Below are 23,593 nucleotides of genomic sequence, written 5' to 3'. Positions count from 1 at the left end.
GGACAGTGAAATTGCACGGGACTATGCGGATTAATGATAAGGGACACCTGGAGGTTGGCGGATGTGATACTGTTGAACTTGCCAGGGAATTTGGCACACCTTTGTATGTCATGGATGAAAACCATTTGCGGGACAACTGCAGGCAGTATTATGAGGCCTTTACCGGAACGTATCCGGACTCTCTGGTCATTTATGCCAGTAAGGCTTTTCTTACCCTGGCAATGTGCAGGCTCATTGAATCTGAGGGATTAGGGCTTGATGTGGTGTCAGGAGGGGAATTGTATACTGCTCTTAAAGCCGGTTTCCCTCCGGAATTAATTTATTTTCACGGCAACAACAAGTCAACTGAAGAACTGCGCATGGCTCTGGAGGCAGGTATTGGAAGAATTGTTGCCGACAATATGCAGGAACTGGATAAAATCAACGAGTTATCAGACAGGATGCATACCAGGACCGATGTGCTTATCAGGGTGACCCCGGGGATAGAGGCACATACACATGAATACATTCAGACGGGACAGATTGACTCCAAATTTGGCCTTGTTGTCAGCAATGGTCAGGCCCTTGAAGGGATTAAAAAGGCCCTGGAGTGTAATCACATCAACCTGATTGGGCTGCACTGCCATATAGGTTCTCAGATATTTGAACTGGAATCATACCAGCATACGGCTGAAGTTATGATGGAATTCCTGATAAAAGTTTACCGGGAAACAGGGCACAGGTTTGCTGAGCTTAACCTGGGAGGCGGTTTCGGGATATATTATGCTTCAGGAGATAAACCGGCAAGTATTAAGACTTATGCTGCCATGGTGATGGAGACAATCAGACAGCAGTGTGAGGAAAACCAGTATCCGATGCCCAAGGTCATTATTGAACCGGGCCGATCCATTGTGGGAACTGCAGGAGTTACCCTTTACACTGTGGGGACTGTCAAGGATATTCCCGGTGTCAGGAAATATGTTGCTGTTGACGGGGGAATGACAGATAATCCCAGACCGGCGCTCTACCAGGCGCGTTATGAGGCGATACTGGCCAATAAGGCTGACAGCCGGAAGATGGAAGAGGTATCGATAGCCGGAAAATGCTGTGAGTCAGGTGATATGCTGATTTGGGACCTGCATGTGCCTGAAGTCCAACCGGGCGATATTCTGGCGGTTTCCAGCACCGGGGCATATAACTATTCCATGTCCAGCAACTACAACAGGCTGGGCAAGCCTGCGGTGGTTTTTGTCAGGGACGGCCGGGCCGACCTTGTAGTGAAAAGGGAAACCTTTGATGATATCGTGAGAAATGATGTCCTGCCGGAAAGAATGAAAAAAGGACTGCCCAAAACAAAGGCAGAATTAAAAATATCAGGTTAAAATTGCGGGGTGGGGCTTGTACCCACCCCGCTGCTGTTGGGGTGCTCCGGCTATGTAAGGATAAGGAGTCAGAATTCAGGCGACAGGAGTCAGAATAACATTGATTTTATCCTGAAACTTATCTATAATTTTCATTGTAGCCGCTATTGCAGAAGAGCATTCTGAATTCTGATTTCTGAATTCCGACTTTCGTTTGCAGGTTTGCTGTGGTATGATATAAAGTTCCGGTAACGGCACAAGGAGGACAAGTATGGAGATAATAGTCAGCCACAATAATACGGATTTTGATGGACTGGCTTCAATGATAGCAGCCAAAAAACTGTTTCCTGATGCCGAACTGGTTTACAGTGGGAAACTACACCGTAATGTGAGAGAATTCATGTCCCTGCATAAGGATACTTTTAATTTCCGGCTGGCCCGGGATATTGCTCTTAAAGAAGTGACCAGGCTTATTCTGGTAGATACCAAAGGCATTTCCCGGATTGGAGAAGTGCGTGAGGTTCTCAAGAATCCTGAAATCGAAGTATACATATATGACCACCACCCGGCTTCGGCTGATGACCTGAAAGGTTCCCTGGAAGTAATTGAGGAAGTTGGTGCAGCCACTACTTTATTGGTTGAAATAATGAAAAAACAGGGCCTTGAAATAAACTCTTTTGAGGCCACGGTTTTTGCTCTGGGAATTTATGAGGATACGGACTGCCTGACCTTTACCAGTACCACCTCCAGGGACGCGGAGGCTGTTGCTTATTTGCTGTCACATGGGGCCAAGCTGCCGGTGGTTTCCGAGTTTATTGACAGACCACTGTCTGAGCAGCAAAAAAACCTTTTAAACAAACTCATTGTAGCTTCAGAGTCATATGATATAAACGGGGTGAAAATCCTTATCACCAGTGGAGAAATTGGGGAATATGTCGGGGGACTGGCCTTATTGGTGCACAAGATGGTTGATGTCTCAAATGCGGATGTGGCTATAGCAGCCGTCCTTATGGATGACCGGGTCCATATTGTGGGCCGGAGTCACGACCGGGTGGTAGATGTGTCCAGAATACTGGCCGGTTTTAACGGCGGCGGGCATGCCATGGCGGCATCGGCAACTGTCAGGGACGGAAATGTTGAGACTATTATCAATAAAATAAAAACCCTGCTGCAGGAGCATGTGAGACCGGAAGTAGCAGCAGAGAATATTATGTCTGCTCCTGTGAAAACTGTTACACTTGACACAACTATTGAAGAAGCAGGCAAGATATTGCTGCGGTACGGTCATACAGGACTTCCTGTGGTTGACGGGCAGAAAATGGCCGGGATTATTTCCCGGCGTGATATTGATAAGGCCAAACACCACGGACTTGGCCATGCTCCGGTAAAAGGCTTTATGTCACGGAGGGTAATCACAATTTCCGGAAAAACCACCCTTCCTGAAATCCAGCACCTGATGATTGACCATAACATAGGAAGGCTTCCTGTAGTCAACAATGGCCGTATTGAAGGAATAGTATCCCGGACAGATGTCTTAAGGTCCCTTCACGGTGAACACTACCCCGAAAAGTATGAGCGGATATATAATATCACCCAGGTGTCAACCGGCAACGGTTCCGATAACCTGAAGCTTCTTATGGCAGCCAATCTTTCTGGCCCCATCAGGGACCTGCTGGGACAGATCAGCTACCTGGCAGACCGCAGCGGGTACCGTGTGTTTGCGGTCGGCGGGTTCGTCAGAGACCTTATCCTGGGAGTGGAAAACCTGGATATTGATTTGGTGGTTGAAGGGGACGGACCTGGTTTTGCCCGTTCTCTGGCAGAGTTCCTCTGTGGGAGAGTCAGGGTCCATAACAAGTTCGGTACAGCTATGGTGATCCTTCATAATAATTTCCGGGTCGATGTGGCCACCGCGCGGACTGAATATTACGAATACCCGGCGGCGCTGCCAAAAGTAGAGGTATCATCATTGAAACAGGACCTCTACCGGCGTGACTTTACCATTAACGCCATGGCTTTAACTCTCAGCGCCAGGAATTTCGGCAAACTGGTGGATTATTTTGGCGGCAGGCGTGACCTTGAAGAAGGAATTATCAGGGTTCTGTATAATCTTAGTTTTGTAGAGGATCCTACCAGAATACTGAGGGCAGTCCGTTTTGAGCAGAGATATGGGTTCAGGATTGAAACCCAGACCCTTTCCTTGATAAAAAGGGCTATTAAGGCCAAAATGCTGGCAAAGCTGTCGGCAGACAGGGTCAGGGAAGAACTGAAACATATTCTTGGTGAAGCTTCACCGACGGGCGCTATTCTCAGGATGAGTGAACTGAATATATGGCCTTTTATTCTTCCCGCTGCCAACACTGACCAGGAGTCTCTGAGTATCCTGAAAAAGCTGCCCTTTGCCATGGAATTTGTCAGCTCTACAGGTGGCGGCCTGAAGTTGAATACATGGGTCCTGTACCTGGGGGTACTGGTAAGGGAAACCGGATGCCGGATTTCCCTGATTGATGAAAAACTCAGGATGAGCAGGGAAGAACAGCGGAAAATGAGTGAACTGCTGTGCCTCTGCCCTGAGGTTGTGAAACGGCTTTCCGGCAGGAAACCGATGAAGATGAGTGAAATCGCCTCAGCAGTACGGGAACTATCGGGCGAGGGATTTGCCTTTATCCTGGCAGTTGCCGGGGAGGAGGTTGTCACGGAACGGCTGAAAAATTATCTGGCCCGTGCCGGACACAATAAATTGTTAATAAGCGGAGAAGATATAAAGAGGCTGGGATATCAGCCGGCGCCTTATTTTAAAGATGCCCTTGATGCCGTTAGGGATGCCCGGCTTGACGGCGCAGTTGCCACCAGGGAGGACGAAATTAGATTTGTTGCTGAATTTCTCGACGGGCTGGGGGTCAGCAAGATCCAGTAATGCAAAATCCAGTGATGCAAAATCCAGTGATGCGGTTTCTGAAAGGAGTTAATTATTTTGTTTTTTGACATCCAGACCATGATATATATCCTGCCGGCCCTGCTGCTGGGGCTTACCCTGCATGAGTTTGCCCATGCCTATGTGGCCTCCAGACTTGGAGACCCCACTGCCAGGAACCTGGGCAGGCTTACCATAAACCCATTAAAGCACCTGGACCCTCTGGGGACCATATTTCTGCTGTTTTTTCATTTTGGATGGGCTAAACCGGTGCCGGTAAACCCGTTTCATTTCAAAGGTGACAGGCAGCGGGGCATGCTCTGGGTGTCCCTTGCCGGACCGGCTACAAATTTGCTGATAGCTGTGGTAACGGTACTTTTATGGAGGATAATGATGCCTCAGGGTGAAGTTATCCAGAGGATTCTTCATCTTATCGTGTACATTAATATTATCCTGGCGGTTTTCAATATTATTCCGGTTCCGCCGTTGGACGGGTCAAAAATTTTGGCCGGGATTCTGCCACACAAATATAGTCATATAATATACAACCTGGAAAAATACGGTTTCGTAATCCTGATTCTAATGATGGTTTTTGGAGTGATAGATGCTTTCCTGATGCCAATAGTAGGATTTGTTTATGATTTGCTGTTTAAACTGGCAGGGTTTTAAAAATAGTATCTCAGGGTTTTAAAAAAGGTTGTCACAGGAGGAGATAAGATGAGTAAAGGCACGATATTGAGCGGGATGAGACCGACGGGAAGGCTGCATATAGGACACCTGAGTGTTCTGGAGAACTGGGTCAGGCTTCAGGATGAATATAAATGTTATTTCATGATTGCTGATTTGCATTCCCTGACCACTAAGTTTGACGATACCACAGAACTGCCTAATGATACCAGACAGATGGTGTTGGATTGGCTGAGTGTGGGTATTGACCCGGTGAAAAACGCTGTTTTTGTGCAGTCATCGGTAAGGGAACATGCGGAACTGCACCTGTGTTTTTCGATGAATGCCCCTCTGGCATGGCTGGAAAGGTGTCCGACCTACAAGGACCAGCTGGCACAATTTGAAAAACAGGGCAAGGATATTACCACATATGGTTTTCTGGGATACCCGCTGCTCCAGGCGGCAGATATCCTGGTTTATCTGGCTGATACAGTGCCTGTGGGAGAAGACCAGCTGCCTCATATTGAATTAACCAGGGAGATTGCCCGCAGGTTTAATTTCCTGTACAAGACAGACTTGTTCCCCGAACCTAAAGCGCTCCTTGGCAGGTTTCCCATGGTTCCCGGGGTTGACGGCAGGAAAATGAGCAAAAGCTATGGAAATAATATTGCCATTTCTGCGACCACAGATGAGGTGAAGAAACGGGTCAATGCCATGGTTACTGACCCGCAGCGGATACGCAAAGAAGATCCGGGCCATCCGGAGGTGTGTATTGTACACAAATACCAGGAAATCTACAATAATGACATGTTGGAATATGTGCAGAAAGCATGCCGGGGTGCGGAACGCGGTTGTGTGTCCTGTAAAAAGGATCTTTTGGAAATCGTGGAAAAGATGCTGGCCCCCCTCCGGGAACGCCGGGCCAAATATGAAAACAGTACCTATAATGACCTTAGGCAGTATATAATGAATTTAAAAGAGCATCTGGCCGGCCAGGGTATCGGGCAGGCTGATGCTGCTGATAAGGAAAGGAAGCCGGAAACGGTTGTCGGTCGGTTTAAGGAGTTCAGCGGAACACGAAAGGAAAAAAATTATCTCAGTGAGATTGGCCAGTCAATTATTGATGACTATATGGCAGGTCTTTTTAGCGAAAGTGATGTCCGGGATATCCTGGATGCCAAATTGGACCTGGTAAACCTGATACTTATAAAGGGCAGCCAGAGGGCTCGGGTAACAGCCCGGGATACCATCAAAAAAGTCAGGGAAGCCATGAACCTCAGGTACTAGTTGAAATTATTCGGAGGAGGGAAGTCTTTTGGCCTACCAGATCAAGCTGGAAGTGTTTGAGGGCCCGTTTGACCTCCTGTTTCACCTGTTGGAAAAAAACGAAGTTGACATCTATGATATCCCCATCGCGAAAATTACCGCACAATACCTGGAATACATTACTGCTATACAGATGCTGGATCTCGAAGTTGCCAGCGAGTTCCTGGTAATGGCGGCAAGCCTCCTGGCAATCAAGGCCAGAATGCTGCTGCCCAAACCGCCGGTTGAGGATGAAGAGGCTCTGGAAGAATATGACCCCAGGGATGAACTGGTGGAAAAGCTTCTGGAATACAAAAAATTCAAGGTAATGGCTGACTTCTTTCAGGAAAAAGAGACTTTAATGAACAGGGTTTATACCCGGCCAAATGAAGAGGAAATGTTTTATCACCTCTTTCGGGAGGAAAACCCTCTTGAAGGGATAAACATGTCCACCCTCCTGGAAGCGCTGCAAGAAGTGCTGGAGCGGACAGTTGACCGGGAACTGACCGGCGAGATTCCAAGGGATGAAGTAACTACAAGGGACAAAATGAAGGAAATTATGCGCAGGCTGTTTTTTCACAACCGGGGAATTGCTTTTAAGGACCTGTTCCACCCCAGGGTTACCAGAGTAGAGGTGATTGTAACGTTTCTGGCCCTTCTGGAGTTGATTAAGCTTGGCCGGATAAGGGCATATCAGTCCAGGGCCTTTGGGGAGATAATGATTTACAGCAGAGAGAATGATACTGCCGAAGCCTAGAGGATATCGCTGCAGCCTAAAGGAGTGAATCAAACTATGGGCCTGATGTTCCCCCGGGAAACGAAAGCCATAATTGAATGCCTGCTGTTTGTATCAAAAGAGCCGCTGACTCTAAAGGATATGGCTCAGGTACTGGAGATGCCCGAGAATGAAATCAAAGTCCTGGCAGATGAACTCATGTCCCAATATACCAATGACAGCCGGGGCATTAACATAAACCTCGTTGCCAATGGGTATCAGATGTGTACCAGACCGGAAATGGCAGGTTATATTGAAAAACTTTATAAGCCTCAGGGGACACACGGACTTTCAAAAGCAGCCCTGGAGACCTTGGCCATAGTTGCCTATAAGCAGCCCATAACCAGGGCGGAAATTGAGGCTATCAGGGGTGTGAAGGTCGATAGCGCCATTGGAACACTGGCAGAAAAGAATCTGGTAAGAGAAGTAGGCCGGAAGGAAGGCCCCGGGAGGCCGATGTTGTTTGGGACAACACCGAGTTTCCTCAGGTATTTTGGTTTACAGGATCTTTCCGGATTGCCTGACCCCGACGAGTTTACCAGGCGTCATGGCGGCGGTGAAGCAGACAATTCCGGTGAAGAAATAATAACAGGTGAGGAAGGTGAAGAGGATGGATTTTGAGTCCATTGAGACCATTGCTGTTGTCGGACTTTCCAATAAGCCCGACAGGTCCAGCTACTGTGTAGCCAAGTATCTGCAGGATTGCGGATACCGGATTATTCCGGTTAATCCCACAGTTGACAGTGTCCTCGGAGAGAAGGCCTATCCTGATATAGATTCCATCCCGGCAGATATTGTTGTTGATGTGGTCGACATTTTTCGCAAATCCGAAGCTGTAATGCCCTTTGTCAGACAAGCGGTAAACAGGGGTGATGTCAGAGTCATCTGGATGCAGGAAGGTGTTTTTAATGAAGGAGCGGCTGAAGCTGCGCGAAATTCCGGACTTGAAGTGGTAATGGATAAATGCATCCTCAAGGCACACCAGAAGTGCAGCCTGAATTATTAAGGCTCGGCAAAATGAGCAATATTTTTATAGTAAACCGCAATGATTGGATAGCATAGTATTACCTATGGTGGTAAAGTTAAAATGATTACTCTTTACATAAAAATATGATGGGAGGCAGATGAATGGCTGATGTAATCGATTACAAGATTTATGGTGATGACATGCAGATGGTGGAAATTGAACTTGACCCTCAGGAGGGGGTGCGTGCCGAAGCCGGGATGATGATGTATATGGAAGACGGGATTGCCATGCAGACAGGTACCGGAGGCGGGCTGTTCAGCGGTTTCAAGAGAATGGTAACAGGTGAAAGCTTTTTCATCACCACATTTATGAACAGTGGCTCCAAAAAGGCAAATGTCGGTTTTGCAGCCCCGTATCCCGGAAAGATTATTCCTCTTGACCTGGATAAGCTGGGAGGGACTTTCCTTTGTCAGAAGGACAGCTTCCTGTGTGCCGCCAATGGAATTGACATTGAGGTGGCCTTTACTAAGAAGCTTGGAGCCGGACTGTTCGGCGGTGAGGGCTTTATCCTGCAAAAGCTGACAGGGAACGGATTGGCATTTATTCATTCTGGGGGCACAATTGTGGAACGAAACCTGGCTGCAGGAGAATCTCTTAGAGTGGATACCGGGTGTCTGGTCGGCTTCTCGCCATCGGTAGATTATGACATTCAGTTTGTCGGTGGATTTAAGAACGCCCTGTTTGGCGGCGAAGGTGTCTTCCTGGCACGGGTTACGGGACCGGGACTGGTTTACCTGCAGACCCTACCCTTTTCCAGGATGGCTGACCGGATTAAGGCAGCAGCAGGAGGGGCCCGTAACGAAGGTGGCTCAACTATAAATGCGGGGAACCTGATTGGATCGTTTTTTGGCAAGGACTGATTAAAGCGGCATGAAAAAGCGCCGGGGCTAAGACCCTGGCGTTTTTTTAATTACAGCAATAATACAAAAGTACATAGCAATATTGCGAAAGAATCCTGTGGCGAAAAATGTTAAAATAATTTAAGGCAAGCGGATATACCTACCAAAATTACGAACGGAGGGAATTTTAGTGAAAAAAAAGGTTGCTTTGATTCTGATGCTGACAGCAGTGCTGTGCCTGGTCTTTGGCGCTGCGGCCTATGCTGAGACCAAGACAGTTGTACTCAGGATAGGTGATCCCAACATGAGTGTTAATGGCTTGACACAGGAAATTGATCCGGCAAGGGGTACCAAGCCCGTGATTGTAAATGGCCGGACCCTGCTGCCTATCAGGGCTCTGGTGGAAAATATGGGGGCCACTATAGCGTGGAATGGCGATACTCGTCAGGTAACCATTACCACAGCCACAAAGACTATTCTGATGACTATCGACTATAATCAGGCCAGTGTCAAGGACATGACTTCAGCCACTGCTGACTGGGTTGTGAAGACACTGGACGTTCCCCCGACAATCATCAACAGCAGGACTATGATGCCGGTCCGGTTTATAACCGAGGAACTGGGCGCTCAGGTGGGCTGGGATGCCGCCACACAAACAGTAACTATCACCTTTACCAGTGGGGCAATTGACCAAATGAGTTGGACAGGGACATGGGACGCCGGCGATAGCGGAATGTTTATTTTTAATCAGTCGGGAAATAATGTAGCCACTGTCCAGGATAACGACGAATATGGTAGAATTACCGGTACTGTGTCCGGAAATGTGCTCACCGGCAAATGGTTTATCGATGTCGGCAATCAGGGAGATATAGTGTTTACTATGTCGGAAGACGGGAAAACCTTTGTAGGTGACTGGAAGTACAACTATCCCGGATTTGAAGTAGACCCTGAAGACGAGAATCAGGGATGGTGGAAAAATTATATTTTGGGTCAGCGAAACTAGACAATTTCAGGCCGAATTAGGGGAGAGACAGTTAATTCTGCCTCTCCCTTTTTGGCAAACATGGCGTTTTAGATAGATCTGTCGGCTTGGGACTTTATCAAGTGCAGCAATGTGAGGATGGTCACATGTATAACCGGGTTAAAAGGGTAATGAATCAAATACCTGCAGAACTTTTGGAAGGCATACAGGTGTGTTACAGTGAACGAATTGTTTTAGTGATGCCATTTAAAAAGAGTGGTAACCGCGAGAGCTTAGGAATACAGCCTGATGCTGACCATGAGATAATGGCCGAGATGATTAGTTTTCCATCAGATATGTCCCCAAATGATGTCAGGGATGTAATGTGTGACGGAATAACAAAAGTGTCCAGCTGTCATCAGGATAAATTGAAAAACTGCAGGCCAAATTTGATAGTGATCATGGTAGAAGATGTTTTTTTGAAAGATGTCTGCTCTTCAGTCTATCCGGAATACTTGGTTCAGCCTATAGCAGCCTCGGTAAATCTGGATGGCAGCATCATAAACCAGATAAACCTGTTTCTTGAAGAATACGAAAACCCCCGGTCAGGAAGTGAATATGTTTTAAGAAGCCTCAATTACCAGATTGTAGTCAGTTTGCTCCGCAACATTAACGGCACCAGGGGGGAAGTTGAGGTTAAAAAAAGACCTGCTAAGACTAATCCCAAAAAACGCTTAGAGAAAGAAAACATTACCAGGGCCATAAAATACCTGCAGAAGCATGTTACCGGAAACTTTTCCCTGAAACAGGTATCTAAGGTGGCCAATTTAAGTCCTTTTCACTTTATCCGCGTTTTTAAGGCTTATACCGGGAAAACTCCTTATGACTATTTCCTTGATATTAAAGTTGGCAGAGCCAGAGAGTTATTAATCAGGGAAAACAAGTCGGTCACAGAGGTGTGTTACCTTTGCGGTTTTAACAACCTCAGTCATTTTACGGCACTGTTTAAAAAAAGAGTGGGCCTGTCGCCTTCGGTATACAGAAAGAACCTTCATAACAGATTATAGGTATAGATATAGAATGTAAGTATAGCAGCCGGGCAAATCAGATAAAATATAACCTGTAGAGAGAAATATTTCCAACAGGGTGATTATCTATGTCCGGTTTTATCATTTTCGCGGGGGTTATGCTGATTATAATGGCAGCTGCACTTTTTATTCAAGTGCGGTTTGAAATTTATTTTGTGCGCCAGGGGACTAATGACCATTTAAGGGCAGAAGTATCACTGTTCAGGGGGCTTATTCGATATAAAGCAGAAATACCGATAGCAGAAATTGATATTAACCGTTTTAAACCACTGGTAAAGGTGAAAACAGATGCAGAAGGTGTCTCACCTCCTGTCGGACAAAAGGCAAAGGTTCTGAAATTCCCATTGTCAGAGCTGCTGCATCGTCTGCCAAGTTATATCAGACTGGGACTTAAGTATCTGAAACGTTATCGGAAAGCCTTAAAAGGCCTCCTCAAGTCAATCAGATTCCGTCATTTGAGCTGGAAGACTGAAATAGGCCTGGGAGACCCGGCAAATACCGGGATTGCCACAGGCTTTCTCTGGGCTGCCAAGGGTTTGATATACGGTGTTGTCAGCAGGAATGTCGGGACAGTTGACAGTCCTCCCATAATATCCATAATCCCATGTTATCAGCACACCTGTCTGAGACTAGAATTTCATTGCATATTTGATTTGCGAATAGGCAATATTATTATTGCAGGACTAAAATTTGTAAAATACAGATTTATTTCATAATGCCACAGGGAGGAAGATATTGATGAGCGATCATCCGATAGAAGGGCTAATGAAAACAGCAATGGAAAGTATTAAGGAAATGGTTGATGTGAATACAATTGTAGGCGATCCGGTGGAAACTCCTGACGGCAGTGTAATCATACCAGTGTCCAGAGTAGCCTGTGGATTTGCTGCGGGCGGCGGTGAGTTTGAAGGGGCCGCAGGGCAGCAGGAGAACGGCGGTGGCGGTGGCGGTGGTCAACAGGGCAGCGGTACAGCAATGCCGTTCGGCGGAGGCAGCGGAGCAGGTGTGTCTGTTCAGCCGGTTGGTTTTCTGGTAGTGGGACAGGGACAGATACGGTTGATGCCTGTTGATGGTAATGCCGTGGTTGACCGGATAATTGATGTTGCCCCACAGATGGTGTCACAGCTGCAGAGTATGTTCCGCAGAGAGCATCGACACCATGAACACCATGACGAATGTTAATAAACTAAGAAAGATAATTACGGTGGAAATGATTATCTTAATATAAAAATATCGAAAAAATTAATGGATATTGGAAACTTTTAACTGGTGTTTTAAAAAAACAAAGACCTGCATTAGCAGGTCTTAACCATGAGTCATAAAATTATCCACAAGCTTCGTCTAATTGTGTAAAACCTAAAGACTCTTGATTATTGTCTAATAAATCTTTTAAAACAGCCTCTACTACAGGAACTGTTACAGAATTTCCAAATTGCTTGTAAGCATAAGTATCGTTTGGATGGCAAATATATCTGTCAGGGAAGCCTTGTAACCTTGCACACTCCCTTGGAGTAATTCGCCTAACTAAATTATTCTGTACTATACCAAGTCTGTTAGCATCGCTAGAGGTTAAAGTAATTGAAATACTATCAGGGTCTAAGAATTTAAAGACTTCGAATGACATATTACCACAGACAGGATTATACTTATCATCGTCTTTTTGCAGGTATCCTTTATCGACAAGTGATTGAATGGTATCTAACAAATGAGGCTTATCGAAAAAGGTTTTGATTTGTTCAAGAGTTAGTTTCTTTCCATCTTGGTGAGTACCGAATTTTTTCTTTCTACGGTTAGCAATTAAACTATTCATAAACTCAATTTCTTCTGAAGTACAATCTCCTTTAATACCAAGTTCCCAAGAGTGAATTGAACTGCCACCTCTATAGTCTATTAAACGATAACCGTGAAGTGATTCGTAATTAGTCCCTACAACTTTGGATAATTTTCTTACAAAATCATCGGAACACATATATTGTTCACCTGGTGTTGTTTCCAATATATCTCTAACTAACTGAAACTCATGTTCTTTAAACAAGTCTAATTGTGTATTGCTACTCTTAAATATATGTGAATCAGCCGAACCTAAATCAGATTGCAATGTCAATCGTGGTTTTTTACCTAAGATACCAACAATGTACAATCTCACCCGATTCTGAGGAATTTTAAAATTACAGCTATTAAGTAATAAGTAGTCTACACCGTAGCCTAGATTCTCCAAGTTTGTAAGTATAGTCTTGAATGTTCTTCCCTTATCATGTGTAACCAAACCACGAACGTTTTCCAATAAAAATGCGGTTGGTTTGTGAGTACTTAAAATTCTTTCTATTTCAAAAAATAAAGTACCTCTCGTATCACCAAAACCTTGCTGTTTTCCAGCGTAAGAAAATGGTTGGCATGGGAAACCAGCTAAAAGGAAATCGAAACGAGGAATCTCATTTATCTGGTAAATATCTCCTGAAGGATACTCACCAAAGTTCAACTCATATGTTTCACATGCCTTAGTATCTATTTCACTTGATAAAACGCATTTGGTTTCAATCCCGAATGTGTTACAAGCGTTTTCAAATCCTAAACGAATACCACCTATCCCAGCAAATAAGTCGATAAAGCTAATCATCCCAATTTCTCCTTTATGAAACCGACTAAGATGTTCAGTTCATTGTCGCTGTATGCCACAGTACAATCGCTGTTTTCACAAATCGTTGAAATGGCACTTCTGCGTTGCATATTACCAGCACCGTCTATAACATAAGCTATATAGTTACCCGATTCTCTAAGCATATCATGTCGTGCTTTAGCTTGTCCTGCCTTCCTTTCAATTGTACTATTTGTGGTAACTTGAAAACTAACTTCGATTGCTACTGCTCTTTTGTTCTTCAGAACAACTATATCGAATGAAGTTAGTGTTCTAAACTCATTATGTGTAATTTTTTCAATATGTCCATTGCTAGTGACTTCGTAACCTTTGCCCAAGTTTTTTTTCAGATAATCGACGATATATGTTTGTGCTATTTGTCCAAGAGTATTAGCCTCTGCACCACCTGTAATTCGGCTGACAAAAATATACCTTTGTTTTATGAAATTATTTAGCTCATCAGTTTTCCCAATTAGGTTTCCAATTTCACATTTACTCAGAACATTAGAAACATCAGGGTCGATGGCGTTTGCCCCAAACAACAGTAACATAATCATATCAGATTTCAAATCATCTAAATCGTGTTTATTACTTAGCGTTGAACCGTCTATATGTAATTTCTTGTTGTTGAGTAACCCTTTATAAGGTAGCGAGGAAAAAGTATACCTGTAAGTAGTTTCATTCCAAATGAAATCAAAGTACCTGCGTGATGATGATTTTGGTGCTGGGAATACATTATGGAACTGCTGGTTAAGCCTTTGTATTTTTTCACCGCCAAAATCAGCGAGGACTACAAGGTGTTTTAAAAATAAATTGGCAGGAAAATTAGAAGTGGCAATTAACTCGAAAATCTTATCAGGTTTTTCAGTTGATAAATTCAAAATGGAAATAAATTTATCCTGAGTTTTAATTAATAATGGGATAACACTTGTTGAAGATTCCATGTCCGAAAGATAGTCGGGCCACCATAAAACAGCAGTTCTTTCAAGTTCTTCAACAGTTTTTTTCAATTTAGCCAAGTAATCACCCCTTTTCGATAACATATTGCATTTTTTAATTCTAACATTGTATATAAAGTACGACGTAATATGGTTGTTTTCCTTTAAAAACTGGTTACAAACTGTATCCTCTCAAGTTGAGAGGATTTCTGTTTTTAGTAAATAGTAGCGAAATCTTAATCTTGCCGCATATAATGGTGAGAACAGTAATTTGCTTTTGAGTCAACCGGCAGGAAGGAGGACTCAGATGTGAAGGTTGTTGTCGTCGGAGGAGGCTGGGCCGGGTGTGCTTCTGCCTATTTTGCATCAAAGGCAGGAGCAGAAGTAATCCTGGTAGAAAAAACCGACCTTTTACTTGGAACAGGCCTGGTTGGCGGAATCATGAGAAACAACGGGCGCTATACAGCGGCAGAGGAAGCAATAGCCCTTGGTGGAGGAGATATCTTTAAAGTTATTGAAACGGTAACCCGGCACCGGGACATAGATTTTCCTGGTCACAGGCATGCCCTGCTGTATGATGTACAGCGAATTGAGCGGGTAGTCCGCAGATGCCTGGAAGAGCAGGGGGTTAAAATATTATGCAGAAACCTGATCAAAGGTGTAGCTGTACATGACCGGGGAATAGAACATGTAGTCACTTCAGCAGATGAAGTAATTGCAGGTGATGTCTTTATTGATGCAACCGGGACAGCCGGACCAATGAATAATTGTATTAAACACGGTACAGGTTGTGCCATGTGTATCCTTCGCTGCCCTTCTTTTGGTTCCAGGGTGAGCCTGACAGCTTTGGCAGGAGTTAACGAAATTAAAGCAGGAGAAGGTACACAACAGTTCGAAGCTATGAGCGGTTCCTGCAAGCTTGACAAAAAATCCCTCAGAAAGAGCCTGGTCAAAGAACTTGACCACAATGGTGTTGTCATTATTCCGCTTCCGGAAAAGTACCACAAAAAAGATTCCCTGCGCAGAAAAGCCTGCCAACAGTATGCTATGGAAGAATATGTGACAAACCTGATAATTTTGGACACAGGACATGCCAAACTGATGACTCCTTTTTTCCCAATCGAAAGTTTAAGAGAATTAGAGGGCTTTAGGGAAGCCAGATATGCAGATCCATATTCGGGAGGACAGGGCAATTCCGTTAGGTTTATGGCTATGGCTCCCTGTGATGACTACCTCAGGGTGAATGGCATAAACAATCTCTTTTGTGCCGGGGAAAAAACAGGCCCTTTGGTAGGGCATACCGAAGCTATTATTACCGGAATGCTGGCAGGAGACAATGCCGCAAGGCTGGGAAAAGGCATGACTATGCGGGTTTTACCCACAGAACTTGCTCTGGGAGATATCATCTCTTTTATGCACAAGGAAATAAAAACAGAAGAAGGCCTGCAGCGCAAATATACCTTCTCTGGGTCCGTGTATTTTGAACGTATGATAAAAAAAGGCCTTTACACAACTGACCGGAAGGCAGTCCGGGAAAAAGTCAGGAAATTGGGGCTAAACGGATATTTTCAATAGTTTGAGTTTTAAAGGAGCAGAACCGTAGGGGTTCTATTTTTTTTTTGCTAAACATAATTATCAGTATAATAGGGACAAAGTACAGACTCAAAATTTTCCCTGCTGTGGAGGAACCATGGTCAATATAATCTGGGCCGCCATGCTGCTAACCGGCATTATGGTGGCTGCCGTCAATGGAAACATCGAAGCTGTAACCACTGCAGCCTTGAAGGGGGCGCAGTGGGCGGTTGATTTTGCCCTGGGTTTGATTGCTATTATGACGTTTTGGCTGGGTATTATGAAGGTAGCTGAAGAAGCCGGAATGGTTAGAATCCTTGGCACTATAGTTGAACCGGTCACCAGGTTCCTTTTCCCGACAGTGCCCAGGGACCACCCGGCAATGGGAGCGATAATCATGAACCTCAGTGCAAATGTACTTGGGTTGGGTAATGCGGCGACTCCCATGGGTTTGATAGCTATGAAGGAACTGCAGAAGCTGAATAAGTCTGAGCCTGAGTCCGCCAGTGAAGCCATGTGTACGTTTCTGGCTTTGAACACCTCATGCATAACCTTGATTCCGGCCACTATTATCGGGATTAGGATTCAGGCCGGGTCGCTAAACCCGACAGAGATAGTCGGGACAACGATTTTTGCCACATCCTGTGCAATGTTTGTGGCTATTGTTGTTGACAGGATTTTAAGAGCTTTATACAGGCGCAGAACATGGAGGTAGAAAAAGATGTTTATACATATGGTTACCCTAGCAGCAAAATGGGCGATTCCAGTGGTCCTTTTTGTGATAACTGTTTTCGCTCTGACAAGAAAGGTAAATGTTTATGAAGCATTTGTCCAGGGCGCCCAGGAGGGCTTCGCAACCGCGGTGAAGACAATTCCTTTTCTGGTAGCCATGTTTGTGGCCATAAGCGTATTCAGGTCATCAGGAGCCATGGACCTGTTTGTCAAATTAGTTTCACCGGTAACAGAAACCCTGGGCATTCCTGCTGAAGTGCTGCCCCTGGGAATCATGAGGCCGCTTTCAGGAGGCGGGGCGCTTGGGATTACGGCAGAACTCATCAAAACTTACGGCCCCGACAGTTTTATCGGGAGGCTGGCGTCAACACTGCAGGGCAGTACTGATACAACTTTTTTTGTATTGACACTCTATTTCGGGTCAGTTGGGGTTATTAGGTACAGGTATGCGGTATTTTCCGGCCTGTCAGCAGATATTACCGGATTTATAGCCTCGGTGATAGTTTGCAATATTGTGTTCAGGTAGGCGCTGCCCCAACCTTTACTTTCATAAACAGGGTTTGTACAGTATAATGAATGAAACATTGTATAATTCTTGAAAAACGGTATAAAGTAAACTGATGCAGTGTATTAACTTAAAAAGTAGGTGTTTTTTGTGGAACGTTTACAGAAATACCTTGCTCATGCAGGTATCGCTTCCAGGAGGTTTTGTGAGGAACTGATATCACAGGGAAAGGTTAAGGTTAATGGGAAAACAGTGACAGAAATGGGTGTGAAAATAGATCCGGAAAGTGACAGGATTGAGGTCAGGGGTAAATTAATCGGGAAGCCTGAAGAAAAGGTATATATTTTGCTGAATAAACCTAAGGGATATGTTACCACAGTGAGAGACCCACAGGGGCGGCCTAAGGTTACCGACCTTTTGACAGGTGTGGAGCAGAGGGTCTATCCTGTTGGCAGGCTTGACTTTGATACTGAAGGACTGCTTATTCTGACTAATGATGGAGATATTACCTATGGGCTGACCCATCCCAAACATGAACTGGGCAAGACCTATGTAGCTACGGTAAAAGGTGTTCCGGACAAGGACAAGCTGAAACGGTTCGGCAAGGGACTGCGCTTGGCAGATGGGGTGACTGCACCGGCAAAAGTGCGGCTGCTCAATAAAAAAGGGAGTAACGGTGTTCTGGAAATTACCATTTATGAAGGACGTAACCGGCAAATAAGAAGGATGTGTGAAACCATCGGGCATCCGGTTCTGGAACTAAAGCGGGTTTCCGTGGATTTTCTCAGGCTTGAGGGACTGGAAAAGGGGAAATTCCGATACCTCAATCAAGAGGAGATCAGTAAACTGAAAAACCTGATCGAGTAGACAGGTGGAGAAATACATCTCCACCTGTCTTATTTGGCAAGCATACTTTGGGCCGACAAAAATATACTTGTTTTAGCCGGAATTAATTTTTAAAAAGTATCCGGTTAAAAGGTATGGGGGTATTTAGATGGGCAGGCCCAAGGTGCATTATATTGACACCAGAATACTCTTTTTGCAAATAGCATTTATTGCTTTGGCGGTTATCCTTGGCGTTTCCTATCTGCGCTGGACTAAAGTAACCAGGGTTCAGTTCAGTTCCCCGGAGTTTAAGTCATCATGGGAAATTACTGATCAGGAGGTTGTCAGGGGAATTGCCGCAGGAGTTAAAGAAGCATCTCAGATTAATGGCGCTGAGCCGGAAAACATTTATGTAATGAAACTCTTCAGCAAAAAGGAGACCAGGGTATACCTTTTTGCCTCACCTGAGGTCATTTATGATATTAAGGGCAGCAGGTGTCTGCAGCCATTTGGTCAACTGCGCGGGGTATTAAATAAAGCAGCAGAGGAGTTGCGGTTGAGAAGCCCATATGGACAATTAATGCAGTGGGAAGAAGCACAACAGCTTTTACCACCGGGTGAAAATGTGAAAATATTTGATGTGGATACAGGAAAGAGTTTTCATGCAGTAAGGAAAGGCGGTTACAGTCACGCTGACATAAAGCCGGTAACTGAAAATGACAGTAAAGTCATCAGAGAAATTTTTGGCGGAACCTGGTGCTGGAAGAAGAGGGCTGTGGTGGTTCAGTCGGGTGGGATTAAATTTGCAGCTGCCCTCACGGGAATGCCTCACCTGCAGAACGGGGAAAGCGGGTGTTTTGACCTTAGGCTCCCTTTGACGGGTGATCGCAATAAGGGTGATACGGTGGCCTGCCGGCTGATGTATTACAAGGCCTCGGGCAGGCTGGATGAAGTCCTGCAAGAGGCAAATCCCTACGAAACCATACTCCTGCTGTTCACGGCCATAGACCAGCGGGATTGGCAGTCAGCCCGGTTGATGCTGACATCTCCGGAAGGGGTAAAGCAGAACAAACTTGAAAAATTAATCGGGGTCAGTGTATTGAATATAAAGGAAAAAGAAGACTTGGTTTACCGGCTTTCGGTGTCAGTTTCTTTTACAGACGGGCCCTATAATAACCGCAGAAACATCGAGGTGCAGCTGCGGCAGGACAAGAAGACCGGGACCTGCGTGGCTGAACCGGAGTTTCTGGCAACCCTCTTTGCCGGAGAATAATATACTTTTTTTTCAATTTTAATGTCAGAATATACAATTTTGTCCCGGTTTTTGGTATAATTGAACAGGAAATTACTATTAATATCGGAAATAGCGGTCAAATTTGGCAGGGGGGCAGACTAATGAAGGTAGTCATAGCACAGGTTAATCCAATTGTAGGTGATATTGAGGGAAACATCAGGAAATTGACTGAAACCCTCGGCAGCCTTGATAAGGAACGACCTGATCTGATTGTGTTTCCGGAGCTGTACCTGGTTGGCTATCCTCCCCGCGACCTCTTGGAAAGACAGTGGTTCATTGAAAGGACTGAGCAGGCAGTTGTCAGGATAAAGAAATTATCAATGGAATACCCGGAGACGGGGATTTTGCTGGGGGCTCCGACGCGCAGCAGCAGAAAAACAGGGAAGGCGCTGCATAACTCGGCATTATTGATTTGCAATGGAGAGACTCTGTTCAGTTATCACAAATCGCTCCTCCCGACCTATGATGTATTTGATGAAGCCAGATATTTTGAACCGGAGTTTGAAGTGGAAACAGTCAGCTTTAAGGGAGAGATACTGGGGATTTCGGTATGTGAGGACGCCTGGAATGTGCAGGATATGTGGAGTATCAGGAATTACGGATACGACCCGGTAGAGGAGCTTGTCAAAAAGGGGGCTACCCTGCTGATTAATATTTCGGCTTCGCCGTTTCAGGTGGGCAAAGAAGAGCTGCGTTTCCGGATTATCAGTAACCATGCACGTAGACACGGTGTGCCGTTCCTGTATGTTAATCAGGTGGGAGCCAATGATGAGCTGGTTTTTGACGGCAGAAGCATATGTGTTGATAAAAATGGTGTGCCTGTTAAAGTTCTGGCTGCTTTTGAAGAAGAACTGGCGTTTGTGGAGACCGGGATATCAGGAAGTCCCGGACTTTATACACCACTGGACAGGACAGGCTCCATATATAACGCTTTAGTTACCGGAATCGCGGATTATATGAGGAAATGCGGGTTTCAAAAGGCAATCCTGGGGCTGTCAGGGGGAATTGATTCTGCCGTGGTCTGCTGCCTGGCTGCAGCTGCAGTGGGGAATGAAAATGTGTTAGGGATATCGATGCCGTCACCATATTCCTCCACAGGCAGTGTGGAAGATTCCAGAAAGCTGGCTGAAAACCTTGGCATTGAGTTTAAGGTGATTCCTATTTCCGGCATTTATTCTTCATACCTGGGGTCTTTTGAGGAGCATTTTCGCGATCAGGAACCTGATATTGCTGAAGAGAACATCCAGGCCCGCATTCGCGGCAGTATTGTGATGGCCTTTTCCAATAAGTTTGGCTACCTGCTGTTGTCAACAGGTAATAAGAGTGAAATGTCAGTAGGTTATTGTACCCTTTATGGTGATATGAGCGGCGGTCTGAGTCCCATTTCAGATGTTCCCAAGACAATGGTTTATGAACTGGCAAGGTACATTAACCGGGAAAGGGAACTAATCCCGGAGGAGACCATTACCAAACCGCCATCAGCTGAATTAAAGCCTGACCAGTTGGACCAGGATACCCTGCCGGCATATGATATCCTTGACGGGATTCTGCATTACTATGTTGATGAAGGCTATGGTGCCGAAGATATTATTAAAAAAGGCTATGAGAGCGAAACGGTGTATTGGGTAATTCGCAATGTGAACAGAAACGAATATAAAAGAAAACAGGCTGCACCCGGCTTAAAAGTAACCACAAAGGCATTTGGAATTGGCAGGAGGATGCCTATTGCAGCAAAGTACCAAAGTTAGGCATGTTGTTACCGGAAGGGGGAAAGTTCTTTGAAAGCAGAGATTATAAATCCATTCCTTAGTTCAGCGAGAGAAATATTAGAAATGGAAACGGGTTTGACAGGAATAAGGGGGGAACTGTCCCTGGCTTCTTCCAAATGGACTACTCAGGAAATAACTGTAATTATAAACATAATTGGTGATGTTAAAGGAACGTTTCTGATCGGGATGACGATTAACACCGCAATGGAACTCGTTGGGATAATGCTGGGGGAAACAATTGCCGGTTTCAGCCATATGGTTATCAGCGGAATTGCCGAGATGGCTAACATTATTGCCGGAAGGGCGCTGACCAAGCTTGAGGAACTAGGCCATAACTCAGATATTACCCCTCCGATGCTGATATATGGGCAGAAGGCCAGCATTTCCACACTAAACCGGAAAAGAATCCAGATACCTCTCAAAACTGATATTGGGCTAATCGAAATAAGTATTGCTCTTGAAGGGTGACAGAGCGCAGCTAAGGGTTACTGATAAAATCAGTAACCCTTTCGCTTAATTGGGAAAGTGCCGCCGTGGATATTTTTGGCATCGGAGACTGTGAAAAACACATTAGGTGATACCTCGTCAAGAATTCTAACAGCGAGTTTGAGATCCTTCCGCTTTAGAGCGGCAAACAGAATGGTCCGTTTGCCGTGACGACCTTCGCCCTCCACCAGGGTTACCCCAAAACCGCGGCTTCTGAGGCTTTCTGCAATGAGCTCACATTGGCAGGGCTGAGGGAAGACCTGAAGGGAAACAAACCCAATAGCAAGCCTGTTTTCTATAAGGCTGCCGATGTAATTACCGGTGGCGAACCCGCCCGCATATGCAATTACTTTACCGATATCGTCTAATCCACCGGCCAGCACCTGGTTCAGAGCCAGGACAAAAACGGTGACTTCACAAAAGCCTATAAATGATGCCAGGATACGGCGGTCACGCATAAGCATCAACATTCTTAAAACATCCAGGGTCATGTCAATAACACGGGCAAAGAATATGAACAGATATGCTCCGACAGCAGGCAGCAGCCATTCCATGATAGAGTTCTCCCCCCCAAAAAAAACAAATAAAAATAGTCTACCTGTATATTATAAACAGGTTTCTGGATAATGCAATTGGAAACCTTTATTATTTTTAAGTTTTTTAATTAATGCAGGCTCATAGAAAAGAGAGCCCTCTACTTCGTTTATGTAGAGGGCGTATTATATTAAGTCCTGGGATGTTAATAAGACAGGGGTGGATGTGTTCCGGCAGGCGGAGTCTGTCGTCCGTCCGGCCCACCATGGCAGCTCTTAGCGCTTTAGCGCTTAGAGATGGCGGTACCCTTGGGGTAAACCCGCGAAGCGGGAGTGGAAGCCGGCGGAGACGTAGCCCGCCAGAGGAATACATCCACCCCTGTACTTTTAATTCCATGGTCTTAAGGGTTTGTCAATCGTTTTACTCCATTTCTGGACCATATGGGCTCCGAACTTGTTAAGCAGATTGGACACTTCACTTGCTTTACTGTTGTTTGTTTCGATTACGGTAAGGAAAAAGCCATCACTAACAAAGTTCTCCAGTTGGGCTGCATATTCACCGGAAACGCCGTAATAAGTCAGGGATTCTGCCAGAGACTTGTCACCCTGAACCAGTGCGCCGGCCAGTGGTCCTCCGGCAGAAACAGTACCCACTTCCGGGAGGTCAATTGTATCTGCCTGGACCAAAACACTGTTGAAGTCATGCAGGGACCCGGCAGTGGGATCAATCAAGCTTTCACCGGTATGGTTTTCACCATGTTCGGAGGTTTTCTTTAAGACAACGGAGATTTGGTTATTGGCATATCCCTGTAATTCAATTTCATCAATAGCCCGTTCAGCCTGGGTAACAGATCTAAAGACTCCGGTAATAGTACGGCGCAATAAAACCACCCCTTCAAAGAAAATTTTGGCATCATGCGTTTAAAGTATTGATAGTATTATGTTGATTTTATAGAAGGATTTATGCATAGAAAAACAGAGACTGTTCAATGATATTGGTGAATACTAAGGGGACTTCCTGACGATATTTAGAAAACGCTTAAGGAGTGGTAGTTGTGCCAAAATGCGCCCGGTGTGGCAATACATTCAGTTTTGGGAGTTCAGGAGTGCCGCCGGCTGCCCCGGCTGCAAACGGACCGATTTCAGGGTTAATCGCCAATTTTGATAAACAGGGATACATCACAGAAATGGACTCTCTGGCAAATGATCTGGACCTGGTTCAGGAAGCATGGGAGATGCCAAAAGAATATTTTGACACTTGTTATGAGTGTGGGAGTAATGAAATAATCTGGAATTAAGGGTCTGTGGCGTACTTTTTAGAAGTTCTTAGAAGGATTTTAAACAAGGTTGGCGAAAATGTACAGAAATTGCGGAGTTTGAAAGGGGATC

23 protein-coding genes and 1 pseudogene are annotated in these 23,593 nt (G+C 45.2%); 20 read left to right on the top strand and 4 right to left on the bottom strand.

Going from position 1 to position 23,593, the window contains the following annotated elements; all coding sequences use genetic code 11:
- The first annotated feature begins 5 nt into the window (after positions 1-5).
- The 12 genes and pseudogenes from lysA to ytfJ all read left to right on the top strand — a co-directional run bounded on the left by lysA (position 6) and on the right by ytfJ (position 12,097).
- Positions 6-1,361 (top strand): diaminopimelate decarboxylase, encoded by a 1,356-nt coding sequence (gene lysA, locus Ga0451573_RS01120; RefSeq protein WP_231682022.1) that lies wholly within the window; start codon positions 6-8, stop codon positions 1,359-1,361.
- A gap of 250 nt (positions 1,362-1,611) precedes the next feature.
- Positions 1,612-4,257 carry a CBS domain-containing protein gene (locus Ga0451573_RS01115; RefSeq protein WP_231682021.1) on the top strand — a complete coding sequence of 882 codons (2,646 nt, stop codon included), beginning with the start codon at positions 1,612-1,614 and terminating at the stop codon, positions 4,255-4,257.
- Between the two features lie 57 nt (positions 4,258-4,314).
- Positions 4,315-4,923 carry a site-2 protease family protein gene (locus Ga0451573_RS01110; protein WP_231682020.1) on the top strand — a complete coding sequence of 203 codons (609 nt, stop codon included), beginning with the start codon at positions 4,315-4,317 and terminating at the stop codon, positions 4,921-4,923.
- A gap of 48 nt (positions 4,924-4,971) precedes the next feature.
- Positions 4,972-5,976: pseudogene (gene trpS / locus Ga0451573_RS01105) on the top strand (tryptophan--tRNA ligase); the annotation flags it as partial.
- 259 nt (positions 5,977-6,235) lie between these two features.
- Positions 6,236-6,982 (top strand): segregation and condensation protein A, encoded by a 747-nt coding sequence (locus Ga0451573_RS01100; RefSeq protein ID WP_231682019.1) that lies wholly within the window; start codon positions 6,236-6,238, stop codon positions 6,980-6,982.
- Between the two features lie 36 nt (positions 6,983-7,018).
- Positions 7,019-7,621: an SMC-Scp complex subunit ScpB gene (scpB, locus tag Ga0451573_RS01095; RefSeq protein ID WP_231682018.1), complete on the top strand. Its 603-nt coding sequence runs from the start codon at positions 7,019-7,021 to the stop codon at positions 7,619-7,621.
- On the top strand, positions 7,611-8,006 hold the full coding sequence (locus Ga0451573_RS01090; protein WP_231682017.1) for a CoA-binding protein: 396 nt from the start codon (positions 7,611-7,613) through the stop codon (positions 8,004-8,006). Before scpB ends, Ga0451573_RS01090 begins: the two co-directional genes overlap by 11 nt.
- Positions 8,007-8,128: 122 nt before the next feature.
- Entirely contained in the window at positions 8,129-8,887 is a 759-nt protein-coding gene (locus tag Ga0451573_RS01085) for a TIGR00266 family protein (protein WP_231682016.1), read from the top strand.
- Between the two features lie 169 nt (positions 8,888-9,056).
- Entirely contained in the window at positions 9,057-9,869 is an 813-nt protein-coding gene (locus Ga0451573_RS01080) for a copper amine oxidase N-terminal domain-containing protein (protein ID WP_231682015.1), read from the top strand.
- 125 nt (positions 9,870-9,994) lie between these two features.
- Positions 9,995-10,894, top strand: a complete 900-nt coding sequence (locus Ga0451573_RS01075; protein ID WP_231682014.1) for a helix-turn-helix domain-containing protein — start codon at positions 9,995-9,997, stop codon at positions 10,892-10,894.
- A gap of 89 nt (positions 10,895-10,983) precedes the next feature.
- The gene (locus Ga0451573_RS01070) at positions 10,984-11,631 is read left to right on the top strand and encodes a DUF2953 domain-containing protein (RefSeq protein WP_231682013.1); all 648 of its coding nucleotides are present in this window, start codon (positions 10,984-10,986) and stop codon (positions 11,629-11,631) included.
- Between the two features lie 22 nt (positions 11,632-11,653).
- The gene (gene ytfJ, locus Ga0451573_RS01065) at positions 11,654-12,097 is read left to right on the top strand and encodes a GerW family sporulation protein (protein WP_231682012.1); all 444 of its coding nucleotides are present in this window, start codon (positions 11,654-11,656) and stop codon (positions 12,095-12,097) included.
- 142 nt (positions 12,098-12,239) lie between these two features.
- Here ytfJ and dcm read toward each other — a convergent pair whose 3' ends face one another.
- Positions 12,240-13,532 (bottom strand): DNA (cytosine-5-)-methyltransferase, encoded by a 1,293-nt coding sequence (dcm, locus tag Ga0451573_RS01060; protein ID WP_231682011.1) that lies wholly within the window; start codon positions 13,530-13,532, stop codon positions 12,240-12,242.
- Entirely contained in the window at positions 13,529-14,569 is a 1,041-nt protein-coding gene (locus Ga0451573_RS01055; RefSeq protein WP_231682010.1) for a hypothetical protein, read from the bottom strand. Before Ga0451573_RS01055 ends, dcm begins: the two co-directional genes overlap by 4 nt.
- 228 nt (positions 14,570-14,797) lie before the next feature.
- Between Ga0451573_RS01055 and Ga0451573_RS01050 the strand changes: the two genes are divergently transcribed.
- The 7 genes from Ga0451573_RS01050 (at position 14,798) to Ga0451573_RS01020 (ending at position 21,653) form a co-directional block, all read left to right on the top strand.
- Complete coding sequence (locus Ga0451573_RS01050) at positions 14,798-16,063, top strand: FAD-dependent oxidoreductase (protein WP_231682009.1); 1,266 nt, start codon at positions 14,798-14,800, stop codon at positions 16,061-16,063.
- A 115-nt stretch (positions 16,064-16,178) separates the two neighbouring features.
- Positions 16,179-16,775, top strand: coding sequence for a nucleoside recognition domain-containing protein (locus tag Ga0451573_RS01045; protein WP_231682008.1), 597 nt, complete (start codon positions 16,179-16,181; stop codon positions 16,773-16,775).
- 6 nt (positions 16,776-16,781) lie between these two features.
- Positions 16,782-17,318 (top strand): spore maturation protein, encoded by a 537-nt coding sequence (locus tag Ga0451573_RS01040; RefSeq protein WP_231682007.1) that lies wholly within the window; start codon positions 16,782-16,784, stop codon positions 17,316-17,318.
- 129 nt (positions 17,319-17,447) lie between these two features.
- Positions 17,448-18,164 carry a pseudouridine synthase gene (locus Ga0451573_RS01035; protein WP_231682006.1) on the top strand — a complete coding sequence of 239 codons (717 nt, stop codon included), beginning with the start codon at positions 17,448-17,450 and terminating at the stop codon, positions 18,162-18,164.
- A 127-nt stretch (positions 18,165-18,291) separates the two neighbouring features.
- Positions 18,292-19,395, top strand: a complete 1,104-nt coding sequence (locus Ga0451573_RS01030; protein ID WP_231682005.1) for a hypothetical protein — start codon at positions 18,292-18,294, stop codon at positions 19,393-19,395.
- Between the two features lie 122 nt (positions 19,396-19,517).
- Positions 19,518-21,164 (top strand): NAD+ synthase, encoded by a 1,647-nt coding sequence (locus Ga0451573_RS01025; protein ID WP_231682004.1) that lies wholly within the window; start codon positions 19,518-19,520, stop codon positions 21,162-21,164.
- Positions 21,165-21,194: 30 nt separating this feature from the next.
- Positions 21,195-21,653, top strand: coding sequence for a chemotaxis protein CheX (locus Ga0451573_RS01020; RefSeq protein WP_231682003.1), 459 nt, complete (start codon positions 21,195-21,197; stop codon positions 21,651-21,653).
- 29 nt (positions 21,654-21,682) lie between these two features.
- Here the strand turns inward: Ga0451573_RS01020 and Ga0451573_RS01015 are convergent, their stop codons facing one another.
- Both Ga0451573_RS01015 and Ga0451573_RS01010 read right to left on the bottom strand, forming a co-directional pair.
- Positions 21,683-22,225 (bottom strand): DUF2179 domain-containing protein, encoded by a 543-nt coding sequence (locus Ga0451573_RS01015; RefSeq protein ID WP_231682002.1) that lies wholly within the window; start codon positions 22,223-22,225, stop codon positions 21,683-21,685.
- A 366-nt stretch (positions 22,226-22,591) separates the two neighbouring features.
- Positions 22,592-23,086: a general stress protein gene (locus Ga0451573_RS01010; RefSeq protein WP_231682001.1), complete on the bottom strand. Its 495-nt coding sequence runs from the start codon at positions 23,084-23,086 to the stop codon at positions 22,592-22,594.
- Between the two features lie 173 nt (positions 23,087-23,259).
- Between Ga0451573_RS01010 and Ga0451573_RS01005 the strand changes: the two genes are divergently transcribed.
- Positions 23,260-23,502: a hypothetical protein gene (locus Ga0451573_RS01005; RefSeq protein WP_231682000.1), complete on the top strand. Its 243-nt coding sequence runs from the start codon at positions 23,260-23,262 to the stop codon at positions 23,500-23,502.
- Positions 23,503-23,593 lie beyond the last annotated feature (91 nt).

Source organism: Phosphitispora fastidiosa (genome assembly GCF_019008365.1).
Classification (GTDB): Bacteria; Bacillota; Thermincolia; order Thermincolales; family UBA2595; genus Phosphitispora; species Phosphitispora fastidiosa.
Note: the sequence above shows the minus strand (reverse complement) of the source record. Positions and strands in the feature narration are given on the sequence as shown.

Excerpts from the sequence above, each read along its gene's own strand:
- Ga0451573_RS01030 (WP_231682005.1), top strand. The coding sequence starts at position 18,292 with ATGGGCAGGCCCAAGGTGCATTATATTGACACCAGAATACTCTTTTTG.
- Ga0451573_RS01075 (WP_231682014.1), top strand. The coding sequence starts at position 9,995 with ATGTATAACCGGGTTAAAAGGGTAATGAATCAAATACCTGCAGAACTT.
- Ga0451573_RS01025 (WP_231682004.1), top strand. The coding sequence starts at position 19,518 with ATGAAGGTAGTCATAGCACAGGTTAATCCAATTGTAGGTGATATTGAG.
- Ga0451573_RS01090 (WP_231682017.1), top strand. The coding sequence starts at position 7,611 with ATGGATTTTGAGTCCATTGAGACCATTGCTGTTGTCGGACTTTCCAAT.
- Ga0451573_RS01015 (WP_231682002.1), bottom strand. The coding sequence starts at position 22,225 with ATGGAATGGCTGCTGCCTGCTGTCGGAGCATATCTGTTCATATTCTTT.
- Ga0451573_RS01115 (WP_231682021.1), top strand. The coding sequence starts at position 1,612 with ATGGAGATAATAGTCAGCCACAATAATACGGATTTTGATGGACTGGCT.
- ytfJ (WP_231682012.1), top strand. The coding sequence starts at position 11,654 with ATGAGCGATCATCCGATAGAAGGGCTAATGAAAACAGCAATGGAAAGT.
- scpB (WP_231682018.1), top strand. The coding sequence starts at position 7,019 with ATGGGCCTGATGTTCCCCCGGGAAACGAAAGCCATAATTGAATGCCTG.
- Ga0451573_RS01045 (WP_231682008.1), top strand. The coding sequence starts at position 16,179 with ATGGTCAATATAATCTGGGCCGCCATGCTGCTAACCGGCATTATGGTG.
- Ga0451573_RS01040 (WP_231682007.1), top strand. The coding sequence starts at position 16,782 with ATGTTTATACATATGGTTACCCTAGCAGCAAAATGGGCGATTCCAGTG.
- dcm (WP_231682011.1), bottom strand. The coding sequence starts at position 13,532 with ATGATTAGCTTTATCGACTTATTTGCTGGGATAGGTGGTATTCGTTTA.
- Ga0451573_RS01085 (WP_231682016.1), top strand. The coding sequence starts at position 8,129 with ATGGCTGATGTAATCGATTACAAGATTTATGGTGATGACATGCAGATG.
- Ga0451573_RS01070 (WP_231682013.1), top strand. The coding sequence starts at position 10,984 with ATGTCCGGTTTTATCATTTTCGCGGGGGTTATGCTGATTATAATGGCA.